22 protein-coding genes are annotated in these 23,773 nt (G+C 53.2%); 11 read left to right on the top strand and 11 right to left on the bottom strand.

Going from position 1 to position 23,773, the window contains the following annotated elements:
* The first annotated feature begins 31 nt into the window (after nt 1–31).
* Nucleotides 32–1,555, top strand: a complete 1,524-nt coding sequence (locus EKD02_RS04160; RefSeq protein ID WP_011890509.1) for a sodium-dependent transporter — start codon at nt 32–34, stop codon at nt 1,553–1,555.
* Nucleotides 1,556–1,642: 87 nt separating this feature from the next.
* Here the strand turns inward: EKD02_RS04160 and tpiA are convergent, their stop codons facing one another.
* From tpiA to trpE, 5 genes are all read right to left on the bottom strand, one after another.
* On the bottom strand, nt 1,643–2,395 hold the full coding sequence (tpiA, locus tag EKD02_RS04155) for a triose-phosphate isomerase (RefSeq protein WP_126383906.1): 753 nt from the start codon (nt 2,393–2,395) through the stop codon (nt 1,643–1,645).
* 11 nt (nt 2,396–2,406) lie between these two features.
* The gene (locus EKD02_RS04150) at nt 2,407–2,631 is read right to left on the bottom strand and encodes a hypothetical protein (protein WP_011890511.1); all 225 of its coding nucleotides are present in this window, start codon (nt 2,629–2,631) and stop codon (nt 2,407–2,409) included.
* A 27-nt stretch (nt 2,632–2,658) separates the two neighbouring features.
* On the bottom strand, nt 2,659–3,138 hold the full coding sequence (gene greA, locus EKD02_RS04145) for a transcription elongation factor GreA (protein WP_011890512.1): 480 nt from the start codon (nt 3,136–3,138) through the stop codon (nt 2,659–2,661).
* A 169-nt stretch (nt 3,139–3,307) separates the two neighbouring features.
* On the bottom strand, nt 3,308–4,840 hold the full coding sequence (locus EKD02_RS04140; RefSeq protein WP_126383904.1) for a DegQ family serine endoprotease: 1,533 nt from the start codon (nt 4,838–4,840) through the stop codon (nt 3,308–3,310).
* Between the two features lie 49 nt (nt 4,841–4,889).
* Nucleotides 4,890–6,380 (bottom strand): anthranilate synthase component I, encoded by a 1,491-nt coding sequence (gene trpE / locus EKD02_RS04135; RefSeq protein ID WP_126342190.1) that lies wholly within the window; start codon nt 6,378–6,380, stop codon nt 4,890–4,892.
* A gap of 120 nt (nt 6,381–6,500) precedes the next feature.
* On the opposite strand from trpE, the gene EKD02_RS04130 reads away from it, so the two are divergent.
* Complete coding sequence (locus tag EKD02_RS04130; RefSeq protein WP_126383902.1) at nt 6,501–6,920, top strand: hypothetical protein; 420 nt, start codon at nt 6,501–6,503, stop codon at nt 6,918–6,920.
* Here the strand turns inward: EKD02_RS04130 and lepB are convergent.
* From lepB to def, 4 genes are all read right to left on the bottom strand, one after another.
* Nucleotides 6,914–7,786 carry a signal peptidase I gene (lepB, locus tag EKD02_RS04125; RefSeq protein WP_011890516.1) on the bottom strand — a complete coding sequence of 291 codons (873 nt, stop codon included), beginning with the start codon at nt 7,784–7,786 and terminating at the stop codon, nt 6,914–6,916. The two genes, EKD02_RS04130 and lepB, sit on opposite strands and share 7 nt — an antisense overlap.
* A gap of 23 nt (nt 7,787–7,809) precedes the next feature.
* Complete coding sequence (gene lepA / locus EKD02_RS04120) at nt 7,810–9,627, bottom strand: translation elongation factor 4 (RefSeq protein WP_126342188.1); 1,818 nt, start codon at nt 9,625–9,627, stop codon at nt 7,810–7,812.
* A gap of 156 nt (nt 9,628–9,783) precedes the next feature.
* Nucleotides 9,784–10,728, bottom strand: coding sequence for a methionyl-tRNA formyltransferase (gene fmt, locus EKD02_RS04115; RefSeq protein ID WP_500681128.1), 945 nt, complete (start codon nt 10,726–10,728; stop codon nt 9,784–9,786).
* 5 nt (nt 10,729–10,733) lie between these two features.
* The gene (gene def / locus EKD02_RS04110) at nt 10,734–11,306 is read right to left on the bottom strand and encodes a peptide deformylase (RefSeq protein WP_126342184.1); all 573 of its coding nucleotides are present in this window, start codon (nt 11,304–11,306) and stop codon (nt 10,734–10,736) included.
* A 225-nt stretch (nt 11,307–11,531) separates the two neighbouring features.
* Here def and EKD02_RS04105 point away from each other — a divergent pair, with 225 nt between their 5' ends.
* Nucleotides 11,532–12,035, top strand: a complete 504-nt coding sequence (locus tag EKD02_RS04105; RefSeq protein ID WP_011890525.1) for a Fur family transcriptional regulator — start codon at nt 11,532–11,534, stop codon at nt 12,033–12,035.
* 6 nt (nt 12,036–12,041) lie between these two features.
* On the opposite strand, the gene EKD02_RS04100 is transcribed toward EKD02_RS04105, so the two are convergent.
* A complete protein-coding gene (locus EKD02_RS04100) occupies nt 12,042–14,213 on the bottom strand; it encodes a cation:proton antiporter (protein ID WP_126342182.1) in 2,172 nt (723 codons plus the stop codon).
* A 201-nt stretch (nt 14,214–14,414) separates the two neighbouring features.
* On the opposite strand from EKD02_RS04100, the gene EKD02_RS04095 reads away from it, so the two are divergent.
* Genes EKD02_RS04095 through EKD02_RS04070 form a run of 6 tightly spaced genes read left to right on the top strand, consistent with a single transcriptional unit; the run spans nt 14,415 to nt 19,535 of the window.
* Entirely contained in the window at nt 14,415–14,741 is a 327-nt protein-coding gene (locus EKD02_RS04095) for a DMT family transporter (protein WP_011890527.1), read from the top strand.
* Nucleotides 14,742–14,748: 7 nt separating this feature from the next.
* Nucleotides 14,749–15,837, top strand: coding sequence for a glutamate 5-kinase (gene proB, locus EKD02_RS04090; protein ID WP_126383898.1), 1,089 nt, complete (start codon nt 14,749–14,751; stop codon nt 15,835–15,837).
* Nucleotides 15,838–15,858: 21 nt separating this feature from the next.
* Nucleotides 15,859–16,197, top strand: a complete 339-nt coding sequence (locus EKD02_RS04085) for a zinc ribbon domain-containing protein YjdM (protein WP_011890529.1) — start codon at nt 15,859–15,861, stop codon at nt 16,195–16,197.
* A gap of 24 nt (nt 16,198–16,221) precedes the next feature.
* Nucleotides 16,222–17,490, top strand: coding sequence for a glutamate-5-semialdehyde dehydrogenase (locus EKD02_RS04080; RefSeq protein WP_126342178.1), 1,269 nt, complete (start codon nt 16,222–16,224; stop codon nt 17,488–17,490).
* On the top strand, nt 17,487–18,188 hold the full coding sequence (locus tag EKD02_RS04075) for an ABC transporter ATP-binding protein (RefSeq protein ID WP_126342176.1): 702 nt from the start codon (nt 17,487–17,489) through the stop codon (nt 18,186–18,188). Before EKD02_RS04080 ends, EKD02_RS04075 begins: the two co-directional genes overlap by 4 nt.
* 18 nt (nt 18,189–18,206) lie before the next feature.
* Nucleotides 18,207–19,535 (top strand): MFS transporter, encoded by a 1,329-nt coding sequence (locus EKD02_RS04070; protein ID WP_126342174.1) that lies wholly within the window; start codon nt 18,207–18,209, stop codon nt 19,533–19,535.
* A 125-nt stretch (nt 19,536–19,660) separates the two neighbouring features.
* On the opposite strand, the gene EKD02_RS04065 is transcribed toward EKD02_RS04070, so the two are convergent.
* Complete coding sequence (locus EKD02_RS04065) at nt 19,661–20,773, bottom strand: DegT/DnrJ/EryC1/StrS family aminotransferase (protein ID WP_126383896.1); 1,113 nt, start codon at nt 20,771–20,773, stop codon at nt 19,661–19,663.
* 334 nt (nt 20,774–21,107) lie between these two features.
* On the opposite strand from EKD02_RS04065, the gene EKD02_RS04060 reads away from it, so the two are divergent.
* A complete protein-coding gene (locus EKD02_RS04060) occupies nt 21,108–22,538 on the top strand; it encodes a UDP-N-acetylmuramate--L-alanine ligase (protein ID WP_011890544.1) in 1,431 nt (476 codons plus the stop codon).
* A gap of 126 nt (nt 22,539–22,664) precedes the next feature.
* Nucleotides 22,665–23,669 (top strand): type I glyceraldehyde-3-phosphate dehydrogenase, encoded by a 1,005-nt coding sequence (gene gap / locus EKD02_RS04055; RefSeq protein WP_011890545.1) that lies wholly within the window; start codon nt 22,665–22,667, stop codon nt 23,667–23,669.
* Nucleotides 23,670–23,773 lie beyond the last annotated feature (104 nt).

Genomic DNA, 23,773 nt, shown 5'->3' with positions numbered 1-23,773 from the left:
AACGGCGCCAACTGAAGCAAAAAACTCGACCATGAAATCAGAAACTACCGGCAGAAACACATGGAAATCGAGAACCGGATTTATCCTTGCCGCTATCGGCTCGGCCGTAGGGCTTGGCAATATCTGGCGATTCTCCTATCTAACCTATGAGAACGGCGGGGGAGCATTCCTTATTCCCTACCTCATCGCGCTTCTGACAGCCGGCATTCCTCTCCTGATTCTTGAGTTCGGCATCGGGCACGAACGCTTCGGAAGCGCACCACTGGCATTCCACAAAATCAGTCCCCGATGGGAATGGCTTGGGTGGTGGCCCCTGCTCTTTACCATGTTCGGCATCGTTCTCTATTATTCAGCGGTGATTGCCTGGTGCATCGACTACCTCTTTTTTTCCACCACACTTGCCTGGGGCGATGATCCCAACAGCTTCTTCTTCAATTCATTCCTGCAGGTGACCTCGTCGCCCTTTGAGATTGGAGCCATCAGAATGCCCATCCTCATTGCCCTCCTTGTGGTATGGGTAGTGAACTGGATCATCATCGTCCGTGGCGTAGGCCCCGGCATTGAACTGGCAAACAAGATCTTCATGCCGCTGCTGCTCATCCTGACTCTGGCGCTCGTTTTCTGGTCACTCACCCTGGAGGGGGCAATGGTAGGGGTATCGGCCTATCTCACGCCCGATTTCTCTAAACTGTCGGACCCAATGGTCTGGGTAAGCGCGTACGGACAGATCTTCTTTACCTTGAGCCTCGGGTTCGGCATCATGATTGCGTATGCAAGCTACATGCCTTATGAGTCGAACATGACAGGAAGCGCAATCATTACCGCGCTGGCCAACAGCGGTTTCTCGCTGCTTTCCGGGTTCGGCGTCTTTGCTCTTCTGGGGTTCATGTCCGCCAACCAGGGGATTGCGCTTGAAGATGTTGTCCAGGAGAGCATCGGCCTTGCCTTTGTAGCCTATCCGAAAGCCATCTCGCTGCTTGGCACAGCCGGCCCGCTCTTTGGAGTCCTGTTCTTCCTGAGCCTTACCGTGGCTGGAATTTCCTCATCAATTTCCATCGTTGAGGCCTTCGTATCCGGCATTGAAGACAAGTTCGCCATCAACAGGGAACTGCTCGCCACCCTGCTCTGCCTGCTTGGCTTTGCGGGGGGACTGATCTTCACGACACAGGGAGGGCTGCTCTGGCTCGATATTGTTGATCATTTCATCAACAATTACGGTCTGATCGTAGCAGGACTGCTGGAATGCCTCGCAGTCGGATGGTTCTTCAAAATAGACATCATCAGGAACCACCTCAACAAGGTATCAAAGCTTCAGCTGGGCACCTGGTGGAACTGGATCATCAAGTTCGCCCTGCCAATCTTCCTCTCCATCATCCTCGTCAACCAGCTGTTCCGGGAACTGCTGGGAGCTTATGGCAAATACTCTTGGGAGAGCCTCATCGGAATCGGCTGGAGCTGGATAGGGATTTCACTGCTGCTCTCCTTCGTGCTTGCCGTACAGCCATGGAAAACCAGCAACCACCTCCAGAACGGCAGGGGCGAGGAACTCAAATAACAGGCGGCGGAGCACAAAAAAAAGGACACCGGGTTATCGGTGTCCTGAAAGAAGAAACAAGATGGTGCTGTGAGGCGGAAAAGCCGTTCAGCAGGCAGCTTTGACGATAGCCGCGAAATCTTCTGCCTTGAGGGCTGCGCCTCCAATGAGGCCGCCGTCAATGTCGGGCATGGCAAAGAGTTCTGCCGCATTGGAAGGTTTGACGCTTCCGCCATACTGAATGCGCACAGCATCTGCAGCAGGGGCTCCATAGAGTTCTGCGACCTTGTTGCGAATAATTTTATGGACTTCCTGAGCCTGCTCTGAACTGGCTGTCCTGCCGGTACCGATGGCCCATACAGGCTCATAGGCAATCACAATGTCGCTGATGTCAACAACGCCCTGCAGTCCGCCGGTCACCTGTGTGGAAACAACAGCCTCAAACGCGCCGGATTCCCGTTCTTCAAGGGTTTCACCGACACAGAGAATGGCTTTCATGCCTGCTGCAAGAACTTTTTTGATGCGAAGGTTGACGGTTGCATCTGTTTCACCGAAATACTGACGGCGCTCAGAATGGCCAATGATGACATAAGAGCATCCAAGAGCGTTGAGCATGCCGGTTGAAACCTCTCCGGTAAATGCCCCGTCATCTTCATAATGGCAGTTCTGTGCCACAAGAAGAACTTCACTTCCCTTTATGGTGCGGCCAACTGCGTCAAGTGCAGGATAGGTCGGTGCAATACCGGCCTCGCATGCTGAACAGTCGCTTCCAAGCGCAGCAACAACTGCCGAGGCAAGTTCGGTCGATTCAGCGACCGTCTTGTTCATTTTCCAGTTTCCGACAACAATTTTTCTGCGCATGGTATTGATTATTAGTACCCGGTTTTACTATCTGAATAGATTCTGTCGATATGGGCAAAAGCAATCCGGTGCGTCCCCTTGCGGGCATCCTTCAGTTCAACCTCGGCAGGGCCGATGGCTGTAATGGTGCCGTGCCACACCCGTGCCTCTTTGGTGACAAGGTTGACTTCACGGTTGAGGAGCTCCTTGCTTCCGGCAATCCGGTCAGGACGGTAGATGATTTGTCGCTTGCCCATGGGACAGTATGTTTTTGGTTCAGCCGCTTATTTAACGAAAATCTTTTTGACTTCATAATGAAGTTCCCCTTTCGGCACAATTATGGTCACTTTATCTCCGACCGCTTTGCCGATAAGGGCTCTGCCCACCGGAGAACGAACTGAAATCTTGCCAAGGTCGCTGTCTGACTCCTCGCTTGAGACAAGAGTGTATTCAAGAGTCTCTTTTTTGTCATCAAGGTTGAGCAGCTCAACGGAGGTAAGAATGTAGACCTTGTCGGTCTTGATATGTTTGGGATCGAGAATGGTTGCCGAGGAGAGTTTGCTTTCCAGATCGGCTATGCGCGCCTCTGTCTGCGACTGCTGCTCGCGGGCGGCATCATATTCTGCGTTTTCGCTCAAATCCCCATGGGAACGGGCTTCGGCAATCTTTTCAAGCACTTCGGCTCTGGTCACATGCAGCAGCTCATGAAGCTCATCCTTGAGTCTGTTGTAGCCATCCCTGGTCAGGTACACTCGATCACTCATCTCTTAACGGCTGATTATAAGTTGAAAAGAACGCAATGGGCCTTCTTCGCCATATTGACATTGGCTGATTTGGCAAAACAAAAAAACAAAAAAGTAAAGTCAGCTCGCACCCTCGCTGACCTTACCTTTATGAAATGTACAACTATCCGCGATTCAGGCAAACAATTCTTTACAGATTGAAGGCAAAATAAATCTTGTTGCCACGACGCTCAACAAGCAGAAACAGCAGCTCCCCCTTCTTGATTCCGCTGACTGAAGCAGAGTAGCCGGCAAACGATTCTACTGGTTTGCGGTTGATGGCAAGAATGAGGTCGCCCCGCCTGATACCGGCACGCCATGCGTTGGAGCTCTCTGAAACAGCAGTCACCACCACTTTTCCCGCAGTCGGGGAGATGCCGAGCGAACGCGCCTGTTCGGCACTCAGTGCAGAGGCACTGAATCCGAGTGAACTGTTTGCCGGTTGAGCAGAGGCCGCCTCGCCTGCCGCTTCGGCTGATGGTTGCAGCCCCAGGCGCAGAGAGCGCTGAAGAGGCTTGCCATCACGGAGAAGATCGATCTTCACGGATGTACCGGGGGCAAGCGCGGCAATGCGGTTACGGAGAGGCACGCTGCCACTCACTTTTTTTCCGTTGAAGCCTACAATGACATCCCCCGTTTTCAGCCCCGCCCCGGCCGCCGGGCCGCCCGCAACAACAGTGCCCACAAGAGCACCCTCGGGCTTCTCCAGCCCCATGGCTTTGGCGATGTTCTCGTCAACATCCTGTATGCTCACTCCCAGATAACCACGGGTAACGGTACCGCTCTCAATAAGCGAAGTCATCACTTTCCGGGCCATATTTGAAGGCACGGCAAATCCGATTCCCTCAAACCCGCCGGTTCGGCTTGCAATGGCTGTGTTTATACCCACCAGTTCACCCTGAATGTTGACCAGTGGACCACCCGAGTTGCCGGGGTTGATGGCCGCATCGGTCTGGATGAAATCCTCGTAATCGGCAAGCCCCACATTTGCACGCCCCTTTGCGCTCACAATCCCCTGAGTCACCGTGCGGGCAAGATTCTCACCAAGCGGACTGCCGATGGCGATAACCCACTCCCCCACCCGGAGCCTGTCGCTGTCGCCAATAACAAGAGGCTTCAGGTTCAATCCGGTAACCTTGATGACGGCAAGGTCGGTTTTCGGGTCGGTGCCGATAATTTCAGCGGTAAGCTTCCGGTTATCAAAGGTGCGGATGGAGACGGTGTCAGCCCCCTCCACAACATGGTTGTTGGTAAGAATATAGCCATCACCGGTCACAATAACCCCGGAACCCATTCCTTTCTGTACCCGGCTGTTCTCTTCACGGGGCCTCATGCCCGGAGGGGCAAAGAAGTCATCAAACTGGTGACCGAAAAAATCAAACGGCGATGTGAAGCGGCCGCTCACCTTCTTTTCGGTGTATACCGTCACAACGGAAGGGGTGGCAGACTCGGCAATCTGGACAAATGCCTCATTGAAGCTTTTCAGCGACAGGGCAGGAAAGTTCTCACTCTCACTTTTTGCCTGGGCATAGTTGGGCTTTCCTGACAGAGCAGCGCTTCCGCCTTCCGGGGAGTTGAAACCCGAAAAAGAGAACTCAAGGTTCGAAAAAAAGAGAGCTCCCACAAGAATGCCGGCGAGAACCAGCAGGATGGGATTCCGTTTAGCAGTATTCATGTTCTTCATGGTTGACTATGGTTATGAGCAGGTATCGCCACGCCCTCAGAGAGGGCCCTTATTGTATCGTTTCAAGACACTCAACAGCCGTAAGGCCCGCTTTCATTTTGTTCATTGTTTCCTGGTACTCGGCCTCAGGAGTGGAATCGGCCACTATGCCGCCTGCAGCCTGAAAGTAGATAGTTCCACCCTCAACCACCATGGTACGGATAGCAATTGCTGTGGTCAGGTTCCCTTTAAAATCAAGATAACCTACCGCACCGCCGTAGAGTCCGCGTTTTTCTTTTTCCAGTTCGTAGATGATCTCCATCGCCCGTACTTTCGGCGCTCCCGTCAGGGTACCAGCAGGGAAACAGGACCAGAACGCATCCATGGTGCCCAGTTCAGGGCGAAGTTCACCGCGCACATTACTGACAATGTGCATGACATGTGAATATTTCTCAATCACCATCATCTCTGTAGTCTCAACCGTCCCTATTTTGGCAATGCGGCCAATATCGTTCCTGCTGAGATCAATCAGCATCAGATGTTCTGCGCACTCCTTTTCATCACTGAGCAGTTCAGCAGCTATCGCCTCATCCTCCGCGAAAGTGGCGCCACGGTGACGGGTCCCTGCAATGGGACGGGTATCAACCATCCTGCGCCCCTGGCTGTCGTGTTCCACCTTTACCTGCAACTCGGGGGAAGAGCCAACAATCTGAAAATCGCCCATATCGAAATAGTAGAGATAGGGCGAGGGGTTGACGGTACGGAGCATCCTGTACACATCAAAAGGCCTGGTATTGAGTTTCCGGCGAAGCCGCTGTGAAATCTGTACCTGAAAAATGTCGCCAGCGAGAATATGTTCTTTGGCTATGGCAACCTTTGTAAGGTACTCATCCCTTGTGGTGTTGGACACAACAGGCTCGGGCGTTTCAGGGAGAAAATCAATCTGCGCTCTCTGGAGCGGCTTGTAGAGGCTTTCGGCAATAGCCTCGATTTTTTCCTGAGCTGCTCCACGGCCGTTTTCATCAAGATGATTGGCAATAATGAACATCTTGCGCATGATGTTGTCGAACACAACAAGCGTGTCGCAGAACAGAAGGCATACATCGGCCATACCAGCCGGATCGGGGAGTTCGGCCGCTGGAATGCGCTCAACAAGATGCATTGAATCGTATCCGAAATAACCAAAAACGCCCGAAGTGATCATTTGAACAGAACCGTTCTTCCGGCCGGCAATGCCGTCGGTATCAAATGCTGCAAGGCATCGGTCTATCATGGCGCGCAGGTCATTGCCCTCTCCCGCCACAGCCTTCAGTGCATTGAATTTCGAATCGCGGATTTCAAGCTCAACCGCACCACCAACCGTGCCACGGAGAATGGCGACGGGGTCTATGGCGACATAGGAAAACCGGGCAAGAAACTCCTCCCCTTCAACCGACTCAAGTAGACAGGAATATTGCCGCTGCAGTTTCAAATAGACTGAAACCGGCGTTTCGGTGTCGGCATGCATCTCCCGCACCAGCGGTTTGAGACGAAAAAGAGGGGAGGCTGGCTGTTCGGGCATAGGAAAAGAAAACTGAAATGGTTATGGGTACAGCCTAATAAAGAAAAAAATATTGTATCTATAAAAATTGCACCTCCACGAAAAAGCTCAGAATAACATTACCGGAACCCTGCTGCCATAATGGTCTGGAGACCTCCACACACCGCGTTCCTGAAGAAGTGGCTGAAAGCCTTTCTTGTCTCGCCGGGGGTGCTTTTTACCGCAGGTTACCTTCTCTGCTATCTTGCCGCCACGCTCTCTTTGAGCATGGGCTTCAAAACAGCCCTAACCCGTTCGTTTGAGAAGAAAACTGACAGCGCCCTTATCCTCAGCGTTGAGTCACTCCATGCAGACCCAAGCCTCAACTCAATAACACTGTCCACCGTTCAGATAACGCCCGCAGGAACTGACAGGGCCAATGGAACCGGATCCCTCAGCATTGCATCCCTAAAAGTCCCCTGTCCCGACCTGCTGCTCTTTCCTCTCAACAAAGCCACACTGGAATCCTCGGCAGAGAGCCTCAGTGGAACTATTCTTGAGCAGTGGGCACGCTATCAGTGAACCAGCAGACCTGTCCGCTGCCATCGGATGGAGGCGATTTTGTCAATCGGGTCGGTGAGAAGGGAGATGTTGGGGTTCCATGACCAGTAAACCAGGAGCGCACGACCCAGAATGTCACTCTGGGGAACAAACCCCCAGAACCGGCTGTCGAGGCTGTTGTCGCGGTTGTCTCCCATCGCAAAATAGTAGTCCCTCTCCACCTGGTATCTGGCGGCTGGAGCTCCATCAATAAACACGGTATCTCCATTAAGCGCAACCCGGTGACCCTCATCGGAAATCAGCCAGGCATACATGGGAAACGACTCCCGGGTAAGCCGTATGGTATCACCTTTGGCGGGAATGCGCATAGGGCCGTAGCTGTCTTTGTTGAAACCCGAAAAACGGGGAAAAATCATGCTGTCCTGCTCACCGGGAGCCATCTCCCTGCTGAGAAACTGCGCCTTGGGAGGAAGCAGAGTCTGCTTGCCGTTGATGAAAAGCTGGCGCTGGCGGATGGCGAGAGTATCACCGCTGACGGCCACGCAGCGCTTGATATAGTTGAGGGAGCGGTCATGGGGATACTTGAAAACAAAAATATCCCCTCGCTCTACAGGCTCAACCTTCGGGGTACGGAACTCGGTGAAAGGTACTTTCGCCCCGTAAACATATTTGTTGACAAAAATAAAGTCCCCCGCCATCAGCGTCTTCTCCATCGAGCCAGTGGGGATGCGGTACGACTCCACAACAAACACCCGCAGAAGCGAGGCAAAAATTGCAGCTATGATGAGCGCTTCAAACCACTCCCGCGACTGTTTCTTTCCGGAACCACTGTGCTGTCTGTTCAAGTCTCTCTCGTTTTGGTGTTGTTGGTTTGACGCCAGTTCCATGTGCTGCCTCTGCACCATGATGTTTATTCATCAATATTGAGAATCGCCAGAAACGCCTCCTGGGGAACCTCGACGCGGCCCACCTGCTTCATTCGCTTCTTTCCCTCTTTCTGCTTTTCAATGAGCTTTCTTTTCCGGCTGATATCGCCCCCATAACATTTCGCAAGCACATTCTTGCGCATGGCCGAAATGGTCTCGCGCGAAATGATTCGGCTGCCGATGGCAGCCTGGATTGCCACTTCGTACATCTGCTTGGGTATGATTCCCTTGAGCTTGCCGCAGAGCTTGCGGCCCCAGTCGTAAGCTTTTGAGCGGTGCACAATGATGGAAAGCGCATCAACCGGCTCACCATTGAGCAGCACATCAAGCTTTACCAGCTCCGATTCCCGGTAGCCGATGTACTCGTAATCCATTGAGGCGTAGCCTTTTGAAATGGACTTCAGCCGATCGTGGAAATCAAAGACTATTTCAGAAAGAGGAAACTCGAAATGCATACATACCCTCTTGGTGTCGAGATAGTCGGTGTTACGGTACTCGCCGCGCCGCTCCATGCCAAGTTTCATGATGTTGCCGATATAGTCGGCAAGGGTAATGATCTGCATGCTGACATAGGGCTCCTCCACATTGGTGATGCGCGCCGTATCAGGCATCTTGGAAGGGTTGTCAACAATAACGGTCTCGCCGTTGGTCATCAGCACCCGGTACTCCACATTGGGCACGGTGGTGATGATGTTCATGTTGTACTCCCGCTCAAGCCGCTCCTGGATGATCTCCATGTGCAGAAGCCCGAGGAAGCCGCAGCGGAACCCGAAGCCGAGAGCAACGGAGGTCTCGGGCGTATAGACCAGCGAGGCATCGTTCAGGGAAAGTTTCTCAAGCGACTCCCGCAGATCCTCGAACTCGTTCGAGTTAACCGGATAGAGACCACTGAAAACCATGGGTTTCACATCCTTGTACCCGGCAAGCCGCTTGTCAGCGGGGGCATCGGCATGAGTTACCGTGTCACCGACCTTTGCATCTTTCACATCCTTGATGGAGCATATCAGATAGCCGACATCGCCCGCCTCCAAAACCTGCTTTGGCTGGCGTTTCATGCTCATGGTGCCTATTTCATCAGCAAGAAACACCTTGTTGTTGGCAAAGAAACGGACCTTGTCCCCTTTTCTCAGTACCCCGTCAACAATGCGGAGATAGACCACCGCACCACGGTATGCGTCGAACACGGAATCAAAAATAAGTGCACGGAGCGGCAGATGGCCGTTGTCGGCCGGTGAGGGAACACGGGCGATAATTGCCTCCATCAGTTCCGGTACTCCAAGACCGGCTTTTGCAGAGACCTGCAGGATTTCCTCCCGCTCAATACCGATGAGATCAATGATCTGACTGGCAACCCCCTCAACATCCGAAGAGGGAAGGTCAATCTTGTTGATGACCGGAATAATCTCCAGGCCAGCCTCTATGGCAAGGTAGAGGTTGGCGATGGTCTGCGCCTCAACACCCTGTGTGGCATCCACCACGAGAAGCGCGCCTTCGCAGGCGGCAAGCGAACGGGACACTTCGTAACTGAAATCCACATGGCCCGGGGTATCAATCAGGTTCAGCGTATAGTCGTCTCCTGCCACCGAACAGTACTTCATCTGAACCGCATGGCTTTTGATGGTAATGCCCCGCTCACGCTCCAGATCCATGTCGTCAAGAACCTGCGCAGAATCCATCTGCGTGCGGTCAAGGGTATGGGTCATCTCAAGAAGGCGGTCGGCAAGAGTCGACTTGCCGTGATCAATATGGGCAATGATGCAGAAGTTCCTGATGCGGCTTACTTCCGGACTGGACGGGGCCATAAAAAAAGCGTTAAATTCTGGTTGAAAGTCAAGATCGGGAATATAAACAAAAATTCCTCTCACCGCTTACGGTGCTGCAAGAGCCACCCTCACTCCAGCAAGAGGCAATGACTCACTATGGCCAATAGTCTTAACCTCTGGACGTCCAAACACAGCTCAGCCCCCGAGTATCGTGCCGCTCTCCGCCCGAAATCCGCGAAGGAACTCCCCCGCATCCATCGGCCGTTTGCCTTCAAGCTGGAGGGAGAGAATTTCAATCCAGCCGTCGGTCCCACTGGCATAGAGGCAACCACCCTCAATCAGCATGGTTCCCGGTTTGCCGCAGGAAGTGGCGGGCACTGCGGGAGCTGGAGCAGATTGGAAAATCTTGAAGTTTTTCCCTCCAAGCGTAGTCCATGCGGTGGGGCGCATGGCAAGCCCCCTGATGAAGTTGTGCAGATCTTCCGCGCTTTGGTTCCAGTCTATCCTGGTGTTTTCACGCGTCAGCTTCGGGGCTTTCGATACCAGCGACTCATCCTGTGCTGAAACCTCAACAGTACCTTCAGCAATCAGGCGAAGCGTTTCAACAACAGCCTCTGCACCGATTTGCGAGAGCCGTTCCGCAAGTTGTGTGGCGTTCTCCATACTGTTGATTGGAGTGCTCTTTTTCAGAATGATATTACCCGTATCTACCTGCCGCTGAAGGAAAAATGTGGTGACACCACTCTCCCGTTCGCCCTCTATCAGCGCATGGTTGATGGGAGCCGCCCCGCGATATGCCGGAAGAAGTGAAGCGTGCAGATTGAATGCGCCGAGACGCGCTGCCCCGTAAACCGCAGGAGGAAGAATGCGGAAAGCCGCAACCACAATCACATCCGGCTGAAGCCTCCGGACAGCTTCAGCAAAGCCGGGATCTTTCACATCCTCAACCTCAAGCACCGGCAGACCAAGTTGCAGGGCAAGACTCTTGACCGGGGTCGGTTCCGCCTCGGCGTTCTTTTTGCGGCGAGGGCGGTCGGGAGCAGTCACCACCTGCACAACCTCAACAGGAAGGCTGGCATCAACAATGGCCTGAAGGGAAGGGACTGCAAAGTCGGGAGTCCCCATAAAAATAAGCCTCAACGGGGTCACATGCATATCGCACCCCCGCCGTCGCGCGAACAGGCGCGTGCAAGTGGGTAGTCTACCTCAATATTTCCTTTGGCTATGTCATCAAGCTCTTTCTGGATTTTACGGCGGTCGCGCTTTTCCATACGGTCTATGAAAAGAGTGCCGCTGAGATGATCTATTTCATGCTGAAGCACACGGGCAAGCATCCCCGAAAACTCTTCGGTCTGCTCCAGGAAATTACGGTCACGATATTTCAGGGTAATGGAGGATGGCCGCTGCACATCGCCCTGCACACCCGGTACGCTGAGACAACCCTCTTCCATCAAATTCTTCCCCTTTACCGACAGAATATGGGGGTTGATGACCACCATCGGAGCCACATCCTCGTATGACTTCATACATGAAATGTCAAGCACAAGAAGACGGAGTGAATGGCCAACCTGCGGAGCAGCCAGGCCTATGCCGGAAGCGTTCTCCATAGACTCGAACATTGAATCTATAAGTTCATCCACCGCTCCATCCACCCCCTTGAGTGGTTTTGCTGTCTGGTGAAGAACCTCATCGGTATATGTAGTGATAGGTAAAATCATGACTCGTCATACTCCTTACTGTTACTGTTCTTTACCACCCCTATCATGAACAAACCCGGAGGGGAAGCTTTTTCAGAGGTGAAAATAACATTCTCAACGGTATTTTTTCACCCACCCCTCCAGGCAGGCAACAACCATTGCCCGGGTGAATGTTATTTTTACTTTGTATACTTAAAATAACACGAATAGAAAAAAACCGTTCACCCCCCCGAAAGGGAGCGCCATATGACTCAGACCATTGCAACACCTCCCCTGCGCGAGGCAGCAGATTCCCGGCAGGCCGAATCGGTTCTGCGCAATGCACTTAAAGAGCAGGGGCTACGATGCACTTCCGCACGAATTGCGGTTCTGCGGGAAATCTACAGTTCCGGAAGCCATCTGGATGCTGATGAACTCTATCAGCGCCTGAAAAAAAAGGGGGTATCCATATCCCGGGCAACCGTCTATCATACCCTCGACCTCCTGTTCCGACTGCGGCTTGTTACCAGAATAGACCTCGGACACAAACACACGCACTACGAAAAATCACACGGCGTTGCCAACCACCTGCATGTGGTCTGTGAACAGTGTGGCCAGGTTGTGGAAATTACGAGTAGTGAACTCGGCAGTATGCTTGAAAAGCTCTGTCGCCAGCAGGGGTTTGAACTTGGCAGTTTCAGCCTGCAAGTGTTCGGTCAGTGCATTCCGGAAATGAGGAACCATTCCTGCACCCGACGCAGAAAAAAGTAACCACCCCTATTTTTCAGTCTGACGCTGAAGAGGCTTCCAACCTTTCCTGTATGCCTCCCCGAATATCTTGCCAAACCGCTCAAGGGTGTCAAGACCTTTTCTGAACGCCTTGTCAGGCAAAACCTCATCCACGGGACTCTGAACGGGCCAGAGCAGGATAAAACTGTTTTTCTGGAAATAACGGCCCAGATATGCAGGGATTTTAGCCATGCTGTCATGGTAGGAGCGATGTCGCTTACGGCTCATCACAATAATGAGGCTGTCATCTTTTTTAATCTCCCCGGACAGCGCGAGGAAGTCATCCCAGTCCTTGAATGGCCTGTACTCGGCAGTGGTGACTGCTGAACCCCATGTTTCTTTCAGAACAGCCGTGGTATGGCGTGAGGCATAGACAACCAGCTTGACACTTGTGTTTTTAACGATGTTGGCAATTTTGCCCATCCAGAGCCTGAACCCCTCTTCAAATTCAGCACCTGAGGGCACAACAATAATGGTGCGCTTGACTGTATCAAGCTGCTGGACCGGACGGTAGATGAATGTGGTGACATTGCCGCGCGCAAGAAGGCTTTCAGAAGAAGCCCCAAGGAAAGAGTCGTTCAAGCCGGTTTTCTCATGGAGGCCCAAAATAAGATCGGTTATTTTCTGCTCACGCAGCACCCCAACAATACCGTTCGGCACATCACTGTCGAAACGAAGCAGCGAAGTAACACTGTTGTCTGTAGAGGACGCCGCAACCTCGGCTTTTTCAAGAATCTTCCTGCCGTTCTTTTCACCAATTTCATCGCTCACGCTGTTGTCGGCCACATGAAGAGCGTAGAGAGCAGTTGGGCTTTTGGGAGACTTGAGGGTAATGCTGAGATTGATCAGCTCATCAACCCGCTCCTGATTGCTCAAAGGAATGAGAATTCGCTCTTCAGGAACAGCAGCGGCCGCCTCCGGCTTCTCCAGGGCGTCTGCAGCCTCTGCTACTTTGGCGGCTGCCTTCTCCCCCACAATAGTTGCCAGAGTACAGGTCACAAGAATGAACACAATGGTGCCATTGAGAATGCTCTCATCAAGCAGGCGAACAGGAGAGCCGTCAATGGCATAGCCGGTCACAATACCATAGCCGATCAGCACGGTGGCCAGCGCCACTGCAGCATGAGCCCCTATCAGTCCGTAAATGAGGTTGCGCTGGTCGTTGGTAAAGCGGAAAATTTTCTGGGTAATCCAGGCCGAGGAATATTTTGCCGTAGCTGCCGCAGCAGTAATGACAATGGCGACCCAGATGGTCCGGAAATCGCGGAAAAAAGCGCTGATGTTGATGAGCATACCTACCCCTATCAGAAAAAAGGGGATAAAAATGGCATTGCCGACAAAACGGATGCGGTTCATCAGAGGCGAAGTGTGGGGAATCAGGCGGTTGAGCGCCAGCCCCCCGAAAAACGCTCCTATAAGGGCCTCAACTCCGGCAGCTTCAGCAAGAAAGCCTGCCATGAAAACAAGTGCCAGAACAAAAAGATACTGAAGAACGCTGTCGTCAAACCGCTTGAAAAACCAGCGGGCAAGAACAGGAAAGAGCAGCAGAACCACAAGCCCGAAAACAATGAGTGAAATCACCAGCCTGATCCAGAATGCGCTTGTCAGAGCTCCAGACGACATACCTGTAACCACTGCCAGAAGAAGAAGGGCGAGGGTATCGGTAATGATGGTGCCACCCACGGCAATGTTGACCGCACGGTCGCGGGCAATGCCGAGTTTGCTGATGACGGGATAGAGAAGGAGTGTATGGGAGGCGAAAATGCTTCCTATCAGTGTGGCCGAAAGCAGCGGCAGACCGAGCAGCACCGTCCCCGCCCCTATACCGAGGGCGAGAGCAATGGAAAAAGTGTAAAGACCGAAAAATATGCTGTTACGGGTGTTCTTCCGGAAATCGGCAACATCAATTTCAAGCCCGGCCATGAACATGATATAGAGCAGACCCACCGTGCCGAACAGAACAATACTGCTGTCGCGAAGCATCATGTTCAGTCCATGAGGCCCAACAACGGCACCCGCAATAATAAGGCTGATGAGGCTCGGTATTTTCAGACGGTTGAGTATGAGAGGGGCAAAGAGAATGATGAGCAGAATCAGGGAAAACTGCAGTACCGGATTGCGCAAGGGCAACGATATGTCGAAAAGTCCCGTAAGCAGCATCGCCCTACATCAAAAAAGTTCATCACAACACCTGTCATAAAAAAAAGATATGGCCTTCAGCCAGTGTGGAAATATGCACATCTTTTCGCTTGCTGGCAACCCCGGACGACGGGCCGGAAAACAGGCTCCTGCTCCAGCGGAGAGTTTGTATATTGAGCACGGAAACGACCACAGGCCTTTCAACCACCTCACTGCAGGAACATGCACTGGATAGCACTTTTCATGGCCATCGCCACTGAAGTCATCGGAACAACCTTTCTGAAACTCTCAGACGGCTTCAGCAAACCACTCCCGGCAGTTTTGGTCTTTATTTTTTACGGGCTTAGCTTTACCTTGCTCTCACAGGCGCTGAAGGTACTGCCCATAGGCATGACCTATGCCATATGGGCCGGCCTTGGAACAGCTGTCGTATCAATGATCGGCGTCATCTGGTTTGCAGAAACATTGACTCCCGTCAAGCTCTTCTCCCTGGCGCTCATCATCATCGGCGTCGTTGGTCTGCAACTCTCCCAGCACACAGCAGCGTAACAGCATCATGAAACAGGCACATCCGCTCTACAGAAAAACGGTCGTCAAAATCGGCACCAATGTCATTACCCGAAAAGATGGCCAGCTTGATTTGGAGGTACTTGCAAGCCTCACCGATCAGCTCGCAGCTCTCCGCCGCCAAGGGGTACAGGTCATCCTGGTCTCCTCGGGTGCCGTCGGCGCAGGCCGCGCCATCATCAAGCAGCCGCAGAACCTTTCGCCCGTTGCCGTCCGTCAGGTCCTCTCTTCAACCGGACAGATACGGCTCATCAACACCTACAACGATCTGTTCGCCCGGCACGGCCTTGTTACGGCACAGATTCTGGTAACAAAAAGCGACTTCCGCGACCGGCTGCATTACAGCAACATGCGCACCTGTTTCTCAGCACTCCTGCAGCAGGGAATCATCCCCGTCGTCAACGAAAACGATGCAGTATCGGTCACTGAACTCATGTTTACCGACAACGACGAACTCTCGGGGCTGATAGCCTCCATGATGGATGCCGAAGGGCACATCATCCTCTCCCATGTAGACGGACTGTTCGACATGTCAGAAGGCAAGGAAACCCTCATCACGGAAATTGATCCTTCAGCAAAACATTTTCATCAGTACATCACCCCCACCAAATCCGAATTCGGACGGGGAGGAATGCTGACCAAATGCCATATTGCACAAAAACTCTCCAAACTCGGCATTACAGTCCACATCGCCAACGGACGCACCCCCGGCATTCTCACCCGGATTTTCCAGGGCGAAGCGGTCGGCACCAGATTCCTGCCCGCAAAAGCCGCACACGGGCCAAAAAAGTGGATTGCAAACAGTGAAGGGCTTGAAAAAGGAGCCGTCACAGTCAACCAGGGCGCCGAAGCAGCACTCCTCTCCACAGAGCGTGCCAACAGCCTCCTGCCTGTGGGCATAGAATCCATTACCGGCTCCTTTCACAAGGGCGACATCATCAAAATCTGCTCCTCCGACGGCCACATCATCGGCTACGGCATGGCGCAGTACAGCTCAGAAAAAACCCTACCGCTCATCGGCCTGAAAGACCAGAAACCTCTGGTTCATTACGATTACCTTTATATAAAACCAGTCTGATCGACTCAATACAACACTATCATGAGCAATCTGCCTAACTGTCCGAAATGCAACTCCGAATACACCTATGAAAACGGGACCCTTCTCGTCTGCCCCGAATGCGGCCACGAGTGGACGAAGAGCGAAGCCGCTCTGGAGGCGACCGCCCGCGTGTGGAAAGACGCCAACGGCAACGAACTGCACGACGGCGATACGGTTACCATCATCAAGGATCTGAAGGTCAAGGGAGCCTCCTCCCCCATCAAAGGCGGCACAAAAGTCAAGAACATCCGTCTTATTGAGGGCGATCACGACATTGACTGCAAAATAGAAGGGTTCGGCGCAATGGAGCTGAAATCCGAATTCGTCAAAAAAGCCTGAATCAGCCAACACAACCGACACGATATGAGCATGAACCTGAAGGAAACCATCATACTGAAACTCGACGAGGTCAGAACGGCCAGCCGGACACTTGTAACGCTAACCGACAGCACAATCAACGAAGTGCTGCTCGACCTGGCCGGCAGGATTGCACCAAACGCTGCGGCCATCCTTGAAGCCAACCACAAGGATCTGGAGCGGATGGAGAAAACCAACCCGATGTACGACCGCCTGCTCCTCAATGAGAAAAGGCTTGAGGGGATTGCTGCTGATATTCGAAATGTGGCATCGCTCCCCTCTCCGCTCGACATGACGCTTGAAGAACGGACACTTGAGAACGGCCTCAGGCTGCGCAAAGCCTCTGTTCCCATGGGGGTAATCGGCATCATCTATGAAGCACGGCCAAATGTCACCTTCGATGTCTTCGCGCTCTCACTGAAATCCGGCAACGCCACCGTCCTCAAAGGCGGCAGCGATGCAGACGCATCCAACCGCGCCATTGTGGAGCTCATTCACTCGGTTCTCTCAGACCACAACCTGAGCCCCGACACCCTCTACCTCCTGCCCTCCGAGCGGGAAGCCGCCACAGTCATGATGGGGGCAGTCGGCAAAATAGACATGATCATCCCACGCGGAAGCCAGGCGCTCATCAACCATGTGCGCAACACGGCAAAAGTACCGGTAATTGAAACCGGAGCAGGCATCGTGCACACCTATTTCGATAAAAGCGGCGAACTGGAAATGGGAAAAGAGATAGTCCTGAACGCAAAAACCCGCCGACCCAGTGTCTGCAACGCCCTCGACACCCTCATAATCCACAGCGAACGGCTCGGCGACCTTTCGGAACTCTGCCGGCCGCTTGCGGAGCACCAGGTCATCATTTTCGCAGACGAACGGGCATACCTTTCTCTACTCGCCTCCTATCCTGAACAACTGCTCCAGCACGCAGAACCGGAACATTTCGGAACAGAGTTCCTCTCGCTGAAACTCTCGGTAAAAACCGTCGACACACTCGACGATGCACTCGAACACATCGCCGCATACAGCTCACAGCACAGCGAAGCAGTCATAACAGAGGACCCGGCAGTAAAAGCGGAGTTTTTCAAGCGCGTTGACGCGGCTGTTGTCTACGCAAACACCTCCACCGCATTCACCGACGGGGCACAGTTCGGACTTGGCGCGGAAATAGGCATAAGCACCCAGAAACTCCACGCAAGAGGACCGATGGCCCTCCGTGAACTCACCACATACAAGTGGATGATTGAAGGCGACGGACAGACACGGCCCGCATGAAAATGCTCATGGAAGCCCGCGACATAAGCAAGTCCTACGCACTGCCCGGCAAAGCCCCGATTCCCATCCTCCACAGCGTGAGTCTTGAGGCCGGCGAAGGAGAGATGGTGACCATCATCGGCTCATCGGGCAGCGGAAAAACAACGCTCCTCAACCTGCTGGGCACGCTCGACACGCCCGACAGCGGCACAATCACCTTTGAAGGAGAACGCCTCTTTCATAACGGCCGGTACAGCCAGAAACAGAAAGAGCTGGCCGCGTTCAGAAACCGCAAAATCGGCTTTGTCTTCCAGTTCCACCACCTGCTCTCCGACTTCACCGCTCTGGAGAATGTTGCCATGCCGGAATACATAGCCACCGGCCGGCTCAAACCAGCCAAAACAAGGGCGGAAGAACTCCTTCTGGAGCTCGGCCTCAGCGAACGGCTCCACCACCTCCCCTCGGAACTTTCCGGAGGTGAACAGCAGCGCGTCGCCATAGCCCGAGCCCTCATGAACCGTCCGAAACTGGTTCTTGCCGACGAACCCAGCGGCAACCTCGACAGCCGCAACAGCCATCTGCTCTATGAACTGATGGCATCCCTCTCCAAAGAGCACCAGACATCCTTCATCATTGTCACCCATAACGAAGAGTACGCAAGAGTCGCCGACCGCTGCCTGAACATGGAAAGCGGCCACCTCTATCCATGCACCCCATAATCATAAACCCAGTCACCATTGAAATCATCAACTGAGCAGCACCACCTCGGCCCGGTCATCCTTTCTCCAGGAGTGCTTCCTCAGCACGGATGGACCTTTCTCTATGCCGCATTCGTCTCCATAGGGCTTGTCACCTTCGTCTCCATCGGTCAGGCATACATCCTCAACGAACACCTGAAAATACCCATCGCCGAGCAGGGGACAATCAGCGGCAACCTGGTGTTCTGGACAGAAATCGTCACACTGCTCTTCTTTATCCCCGCCGGCGTCCTCATGGACAGGATAGGAAGAAAACCGATCTACATAGCCGGCATGATACTCCTGGCAATCGCATACGGCCTCTACCCTATGGCCCAATCGGTCGCCGACCTTACCCTCTACCGCATCGTCTACGCCCTCGGCATTGTTGCCGTCACCGGCGGGCTGGCAACCGTCATGGTCGACTACCCGGCAGAACGCTCACGAGGAAAACTCATCGCCATCACCGGTTTTCTCAACGGCCTCGGCATTGTTATCCTCAACCAGTTTTTTGGGGGACTGCCTGAAAAACTCATCGGCCGCGGGTTCAGCGGTGTTGAAGCCGGAATCATCGCCCACATGTCCATCGCCGCCCTCGCGCTGGTGACCGCAATCGTTCTCAGTGTCGGGCTCAAAGGGGGAACCCCGGTCCGTAAAGAAGAACGACCTCCGCTCAAAACCCTCCTCACCAGCGGCTTCACCCACGCAAAAAACCCGCGCATCCTGCTCTCCTACGCCGCCGCCTTCGTCGCACGCGGTGACCAGTCCATCATAGGAACCTTCCTCCCCCTCTGGGGCACGACCGCCGGCATCGCCATGGGAATGAACCCGGCCGAAGCGGTCAAAAAAGGCATGATGGTCTTCATCATCTCTCAAGCCGCAGCGCTTCTCTGGGCACCAGTCATCGGCCCCCTCATCGACCGCTGGAACCGCGTTACCGCCCTTGTTGTCTGCATGGGTCTTGCCAGCGCCGGCTACCTCTCGCTCGCACTCATCGAAAACCCCCACGACAGCTTCTCAACCCTCTACTTCGTCCTGCTCGGCATAGGCCAGATCAGCGCCTTCCTCGGCTCACAATCCCTCATAGGCCAGGAAGCCCCACGAGAAGCCAGAGGATCAGTCATCGGAATGTTCAACATCAGCGGAGCAATAGGCATCCTCATCATCACCACCCTCGGCGGAAGAATGTTCGACCAGCTCAGCCCCAAAGCCCCATTTCTGGTCGTAGGTGCCATCAACCTCCTCGTCATGCTGGGAGGAATCTATGTCCGCATCAAAGCCCCCGGCACCATAAGCGTCAGAGCCAGCGCCAGCGCCAGCGAAAAATAACCGAAAGAGTTGGGGACACTCATGACAGAGTGTACTAATCAGTACACTCTGTCATGAGTGTCCCCAACTCCGGCAGCACTGTGATGCTGCCGGAATCAAAAAAAGAAAGAAAAGGGGAATGGAATTCAGGCAAGAAGAGCGGAGCAGACCAGCTCAATCTCCGACTCTTTCAGGTAGGGATGCATCGGGAGAGAAAAGATGCGTGAGGAGATATCCTCTGTAATGGGGAAATCGCCGGCACGATAGCCAAGATCGGCATATGCCCCCTGAAGATGGAGCGGAATCTTATAGTAGATGACCGAAGGGATCCCCTCTTTCTGGAGTGCCGCCATCAGTTGTTCGCGTTCGGCGCTGTCGGAAGCAAGCACCGAATACTGAGCCCATGCTGAACTGTATCCTTCCGGAACCACAGGTACCTGCACCCGCCCTGCAAGCCGTTTGCTGTAGGCATTGGCAACACGGTCGCGAAGCAGAAGCTCCTCATCAAAAATCGTCAGTTTTTCAAGCAGCACCGCAGCCTGCATGGCATCAAGGCGGCCGTTTATTCCAATGCGCACATTGCTGTACTTGTCAGCTCCACCCCCATGCACCCTGACCGAAACCATCAGTTCTGCCAGTTCGTCATCGTCAGTGAAAATGGCACCACCGTCACCCCAGCAACCAAGCGGCTTGGCAGGGAAAAATGAGGTTGCGCCCACAAGGCCGAAACTGCCGGCTTTTCTGCCGTTCAGCGCGCCACCAAACCCCTGGCATGCATCCTCAAGAATCCAGAGTCCATGGTTCCGGGCAACACTCTCCAGTCTATCATAATCAGCTGGAAGCCCGAACAGGTCAACAGGAATAAGGGCCTTTGGCCTCAAACCTTTTGCCTCAGCCTCTTTCACAGCGTCAGCAATACCGTCCGGATCGATATTGAAAGAAACGGGATCGATGTCAACAAACACCGGCGTAGCACCGGTAAGGCTCACTACCTCGGCTGTTGCCACAAAGGTAAACGGAGTCGTCAATACAGCATCTCCCGGCCCGATACCCTTCGCCATCAACGCAATCAGCAGCGCATCCGTCCCGGAAGAGCACGAAAGACAATGCCTGGTTCCTGCAAATGCGGCAAGCTGAGATTCAAGCTCAGCCACTTCAGCACCCATGATGAACTGAGCACGGTCCACGATGGACTCCAGGCGAGCCATAACAGCACCCCGGATGCGATCTTTCTGGGTAATCAGATCAATAAACTGCATAACGGCAACGGGTTAAAAATGATGAACGAAACTCACCCAAAATACAGATTCCCCCTTTCTTATGCACGAGGAAAAAAGTTCACTCAATAATGATGCCATTGCCATAAAGCAAGCCCGCCACATCAGGCATAGAGAAACGAGCCTTGATAAAAGTTGGAATGTTGGGGACACTCATGACTATCTGTACTTACGGCCAAAAGCCGAAAATCGCTTTCTCATTATAAAAAATGAAGTTAGATGCAACAAGTACACTCAGTCATGAGTGTCCCCAACTTTTTGGAGAGTTTTTTGTATATATCGGGATTCTGTTCGGAAACCTTGTGAAAACCTGATCATGAGCTCTCTTTATTTCATTGGTATTGGCGGTACGGCAATGGCTTCGGTGGCTGTTGCGCTTTCTCACCTTGGCCATGCCATTACGGGCTCCGATACGGGACTCTACCCTCCCATGAGTACCTACCTTGATGAACATCATATCCGGTATTTCAGCGGGTTCAGTGCTGATAATCTGCAGAGTGTGAAGCCTGATATGGTGGTGGTTGGCAATGCGGTGAGCCGTGGAAACGAGGAGCTGGAATATGCCCTGAATGAGAAAATGGAGCTGGTGGCGATGCCTGACCTGGTTCGCCGGGAGCTGATAGGAAAGAATACTTCCATCGTGGTTGCCGGTACGCATGGGAAGACGACGACAACTTCAATTGTGGCCTGGCTGCTGGAGTCGGGCGGACTGAGGCCGGGGTTCCTTGTGGGGGGGATTCCGGAGAATTTCGGGATCGGGTGCCGGCCGTCGGGGCGCAGTGATGAGGGGTTCTTTGTCAGCGAGGGTGACGAGTACGATACGGCGTTTTTTGACAAGAGGAGCAAGTTCATGCTCTACCGCCCCGACATTGCGATTATCAATAATATTGAGTTTGACCATGCCGACATCTTCAGCTCCCTTGAGGAGATCAAACGGAGCTTCCGTCTTCTGGTGAATCTCATCCCTTCCAACGGAGCGCTTATTGTCAATGGTGACGATCCGGTTGCAATGGAGGTCAGCAGCAAAGCGCTGTGCAGGGTGGAAACATTCGGCCTCACTGATGGTTGCGACTGGACGGCACAGAATATTCGGGTGGAGGAAAACGGCTCGTCGTTCGACCTTTATTATAAAGGGGGTTTTGAGCGCCGCTTCAATGCTCCGCTGTTCGGCAGCTATAATATCCTCAATACGCTTGCCTCCATTGCTGTTGCCACCCTTTCGGGCATGACGCTGGACATGACTGCTGAAGGGCTGAGGGAGTTTCTCCGGCCGAAACGCCGGATGGAAACTGTTGGCACCTATGAGGGAAACATCACCGTGATTGAGGATTTTGCCCACCACCCTACCGCCATCAGGGTCACGCTTGAGGCCATAAAGGAACGCTGGCCCGAAAGGCGCATCATCACCTGCTTCGAGGCTCGCTCAAACACGACGACACGGAATATTTTCCAGAAAGAGCTGGCTGAATGTTTCGGGCCGGCAGACATTGTGGTTTTGGGAAAGGTCCACCGTCCGGAGCGTTACGGGCCGGAAGGCAGCCTTGATACGGCACGGCTTAAAAAAGAACTTGAAGAGCAGGGCAAAACCGTCTTTCTGGGTGGATCGGATCCAAAGAATTATCCGGCAGACATCGTCGGGTTCCTTGAAAGCTGCAGGAAAAAGGATGATGTTGTGCTCATGCTCACGAACGGCAGTTTTGCCGGACTCAAAACCGCATTAACGGAAAGTTTTCAAAAAAAACGGTGAAGGACTGAATATTTCAAGAATGAAAGTATATCTTCATTCATATTTTTTGCATTGCATTTGTCTGCTCATGTGCATCAGGTATTCTTCAGACAACACCTCTAACTCATCTCATCACGGAAGGAAACTATGACTAAAGTGAAAGTTGGCATCAACGGATTCGGGCGTATCGGGCGTCTTGTGTTCCGCCAGGCCATGGACAACCCGAAATTTGAAATCGTTGCCATCAACGACCTGTGCGATCCCAAAACCCTCGCACATCTCCTGAAATATGATTCAACCCATAAGAAATTCAATGGTGAAGTTTCCGTAGAAGACGGCAATATCGTCGTCAACGGCAAAACCATCACCATCTGCGCGGAAAGAGATCCGGCAAACCTTCCCTGGAAGGCACTGGGATGTGACCTGGTTGTTGAGTCAACCGGTATCTTCACTTCCAGAGAGGCCGCTTCAAAGCATATTGCTGCCGGCGCAAAGAAGGTCATCATCTCTGCTCCTGCAAAGGACAAAATTGATGCAACAATCGTCCTCGGCGTCAACGAGAACCTGATCACCGGAAACGAGCAGATCATCTCCAATGCCAGCTGCACCACCAACTGCCTTGCTCCCATGGTCAAGGTTCTGGAAGACAGCTTCGGCCTTGAGAAAGGGTTCATGACCACCATCCATGCATACACGAACGACCAGAATATCCTTGATCTTCCTCATAAGGATCTTCGTCGCGCCCGTTCAGCAGGTGTTTCCATGATTCCGACCAGCACCGGTGCCGCAAAGGCCATCGGCGAGGTCATCCCTGAACTTGCAGGCAAGCTTGACGGTTTTGCCGTCAGGGTTCCCGTGCCGGACGGTTCAATGACCGACCTGACCGCAATCCTGAAGAAACCGGCGACCAAGGAAGAGATCAACGCAGCCATGAAAGCTGCTGCTGATGGCCCGATGAAAGGCTACCTCGAATACTGCACCGACCCGATCGTTTCGCAGGATATCGTCGGTAATCCTCATTCAAGCATCTTCGATTCGCTCCTGACCATGAGCTCCGGCACAATGGTCAAGACAGTCTCATGGTACGACAATGAGCTTGGCTACTCCACCAGAGTGGTTGATCTTCTTGAGATCTACTCAAACTTTGTCTGAGCAGTTGCCGGTACTTAGTTGAGAACAGAGAAAAAACGCCCTTTACCGGGCGTTTTTTCGTTCCCCCGGGTAACTGACGGGAGTCAACAGGCCATTAGCGATAT

It is taken from the genome of Chlorobium phaeovibrioides (assembly GCF_003968655.1).
Lineage (GTDB): Bacteria > Bacteroidota > Chlorobiia > Chlorobiales > Chlorobiaceae > Chlorobium > Chlorobium phaeovibrioides.
The sequence above is the reverse complement of the archived record's forward strand: the minus strand, read 5'-3'. Positions and strand labels throughout refer to the sequence as shown.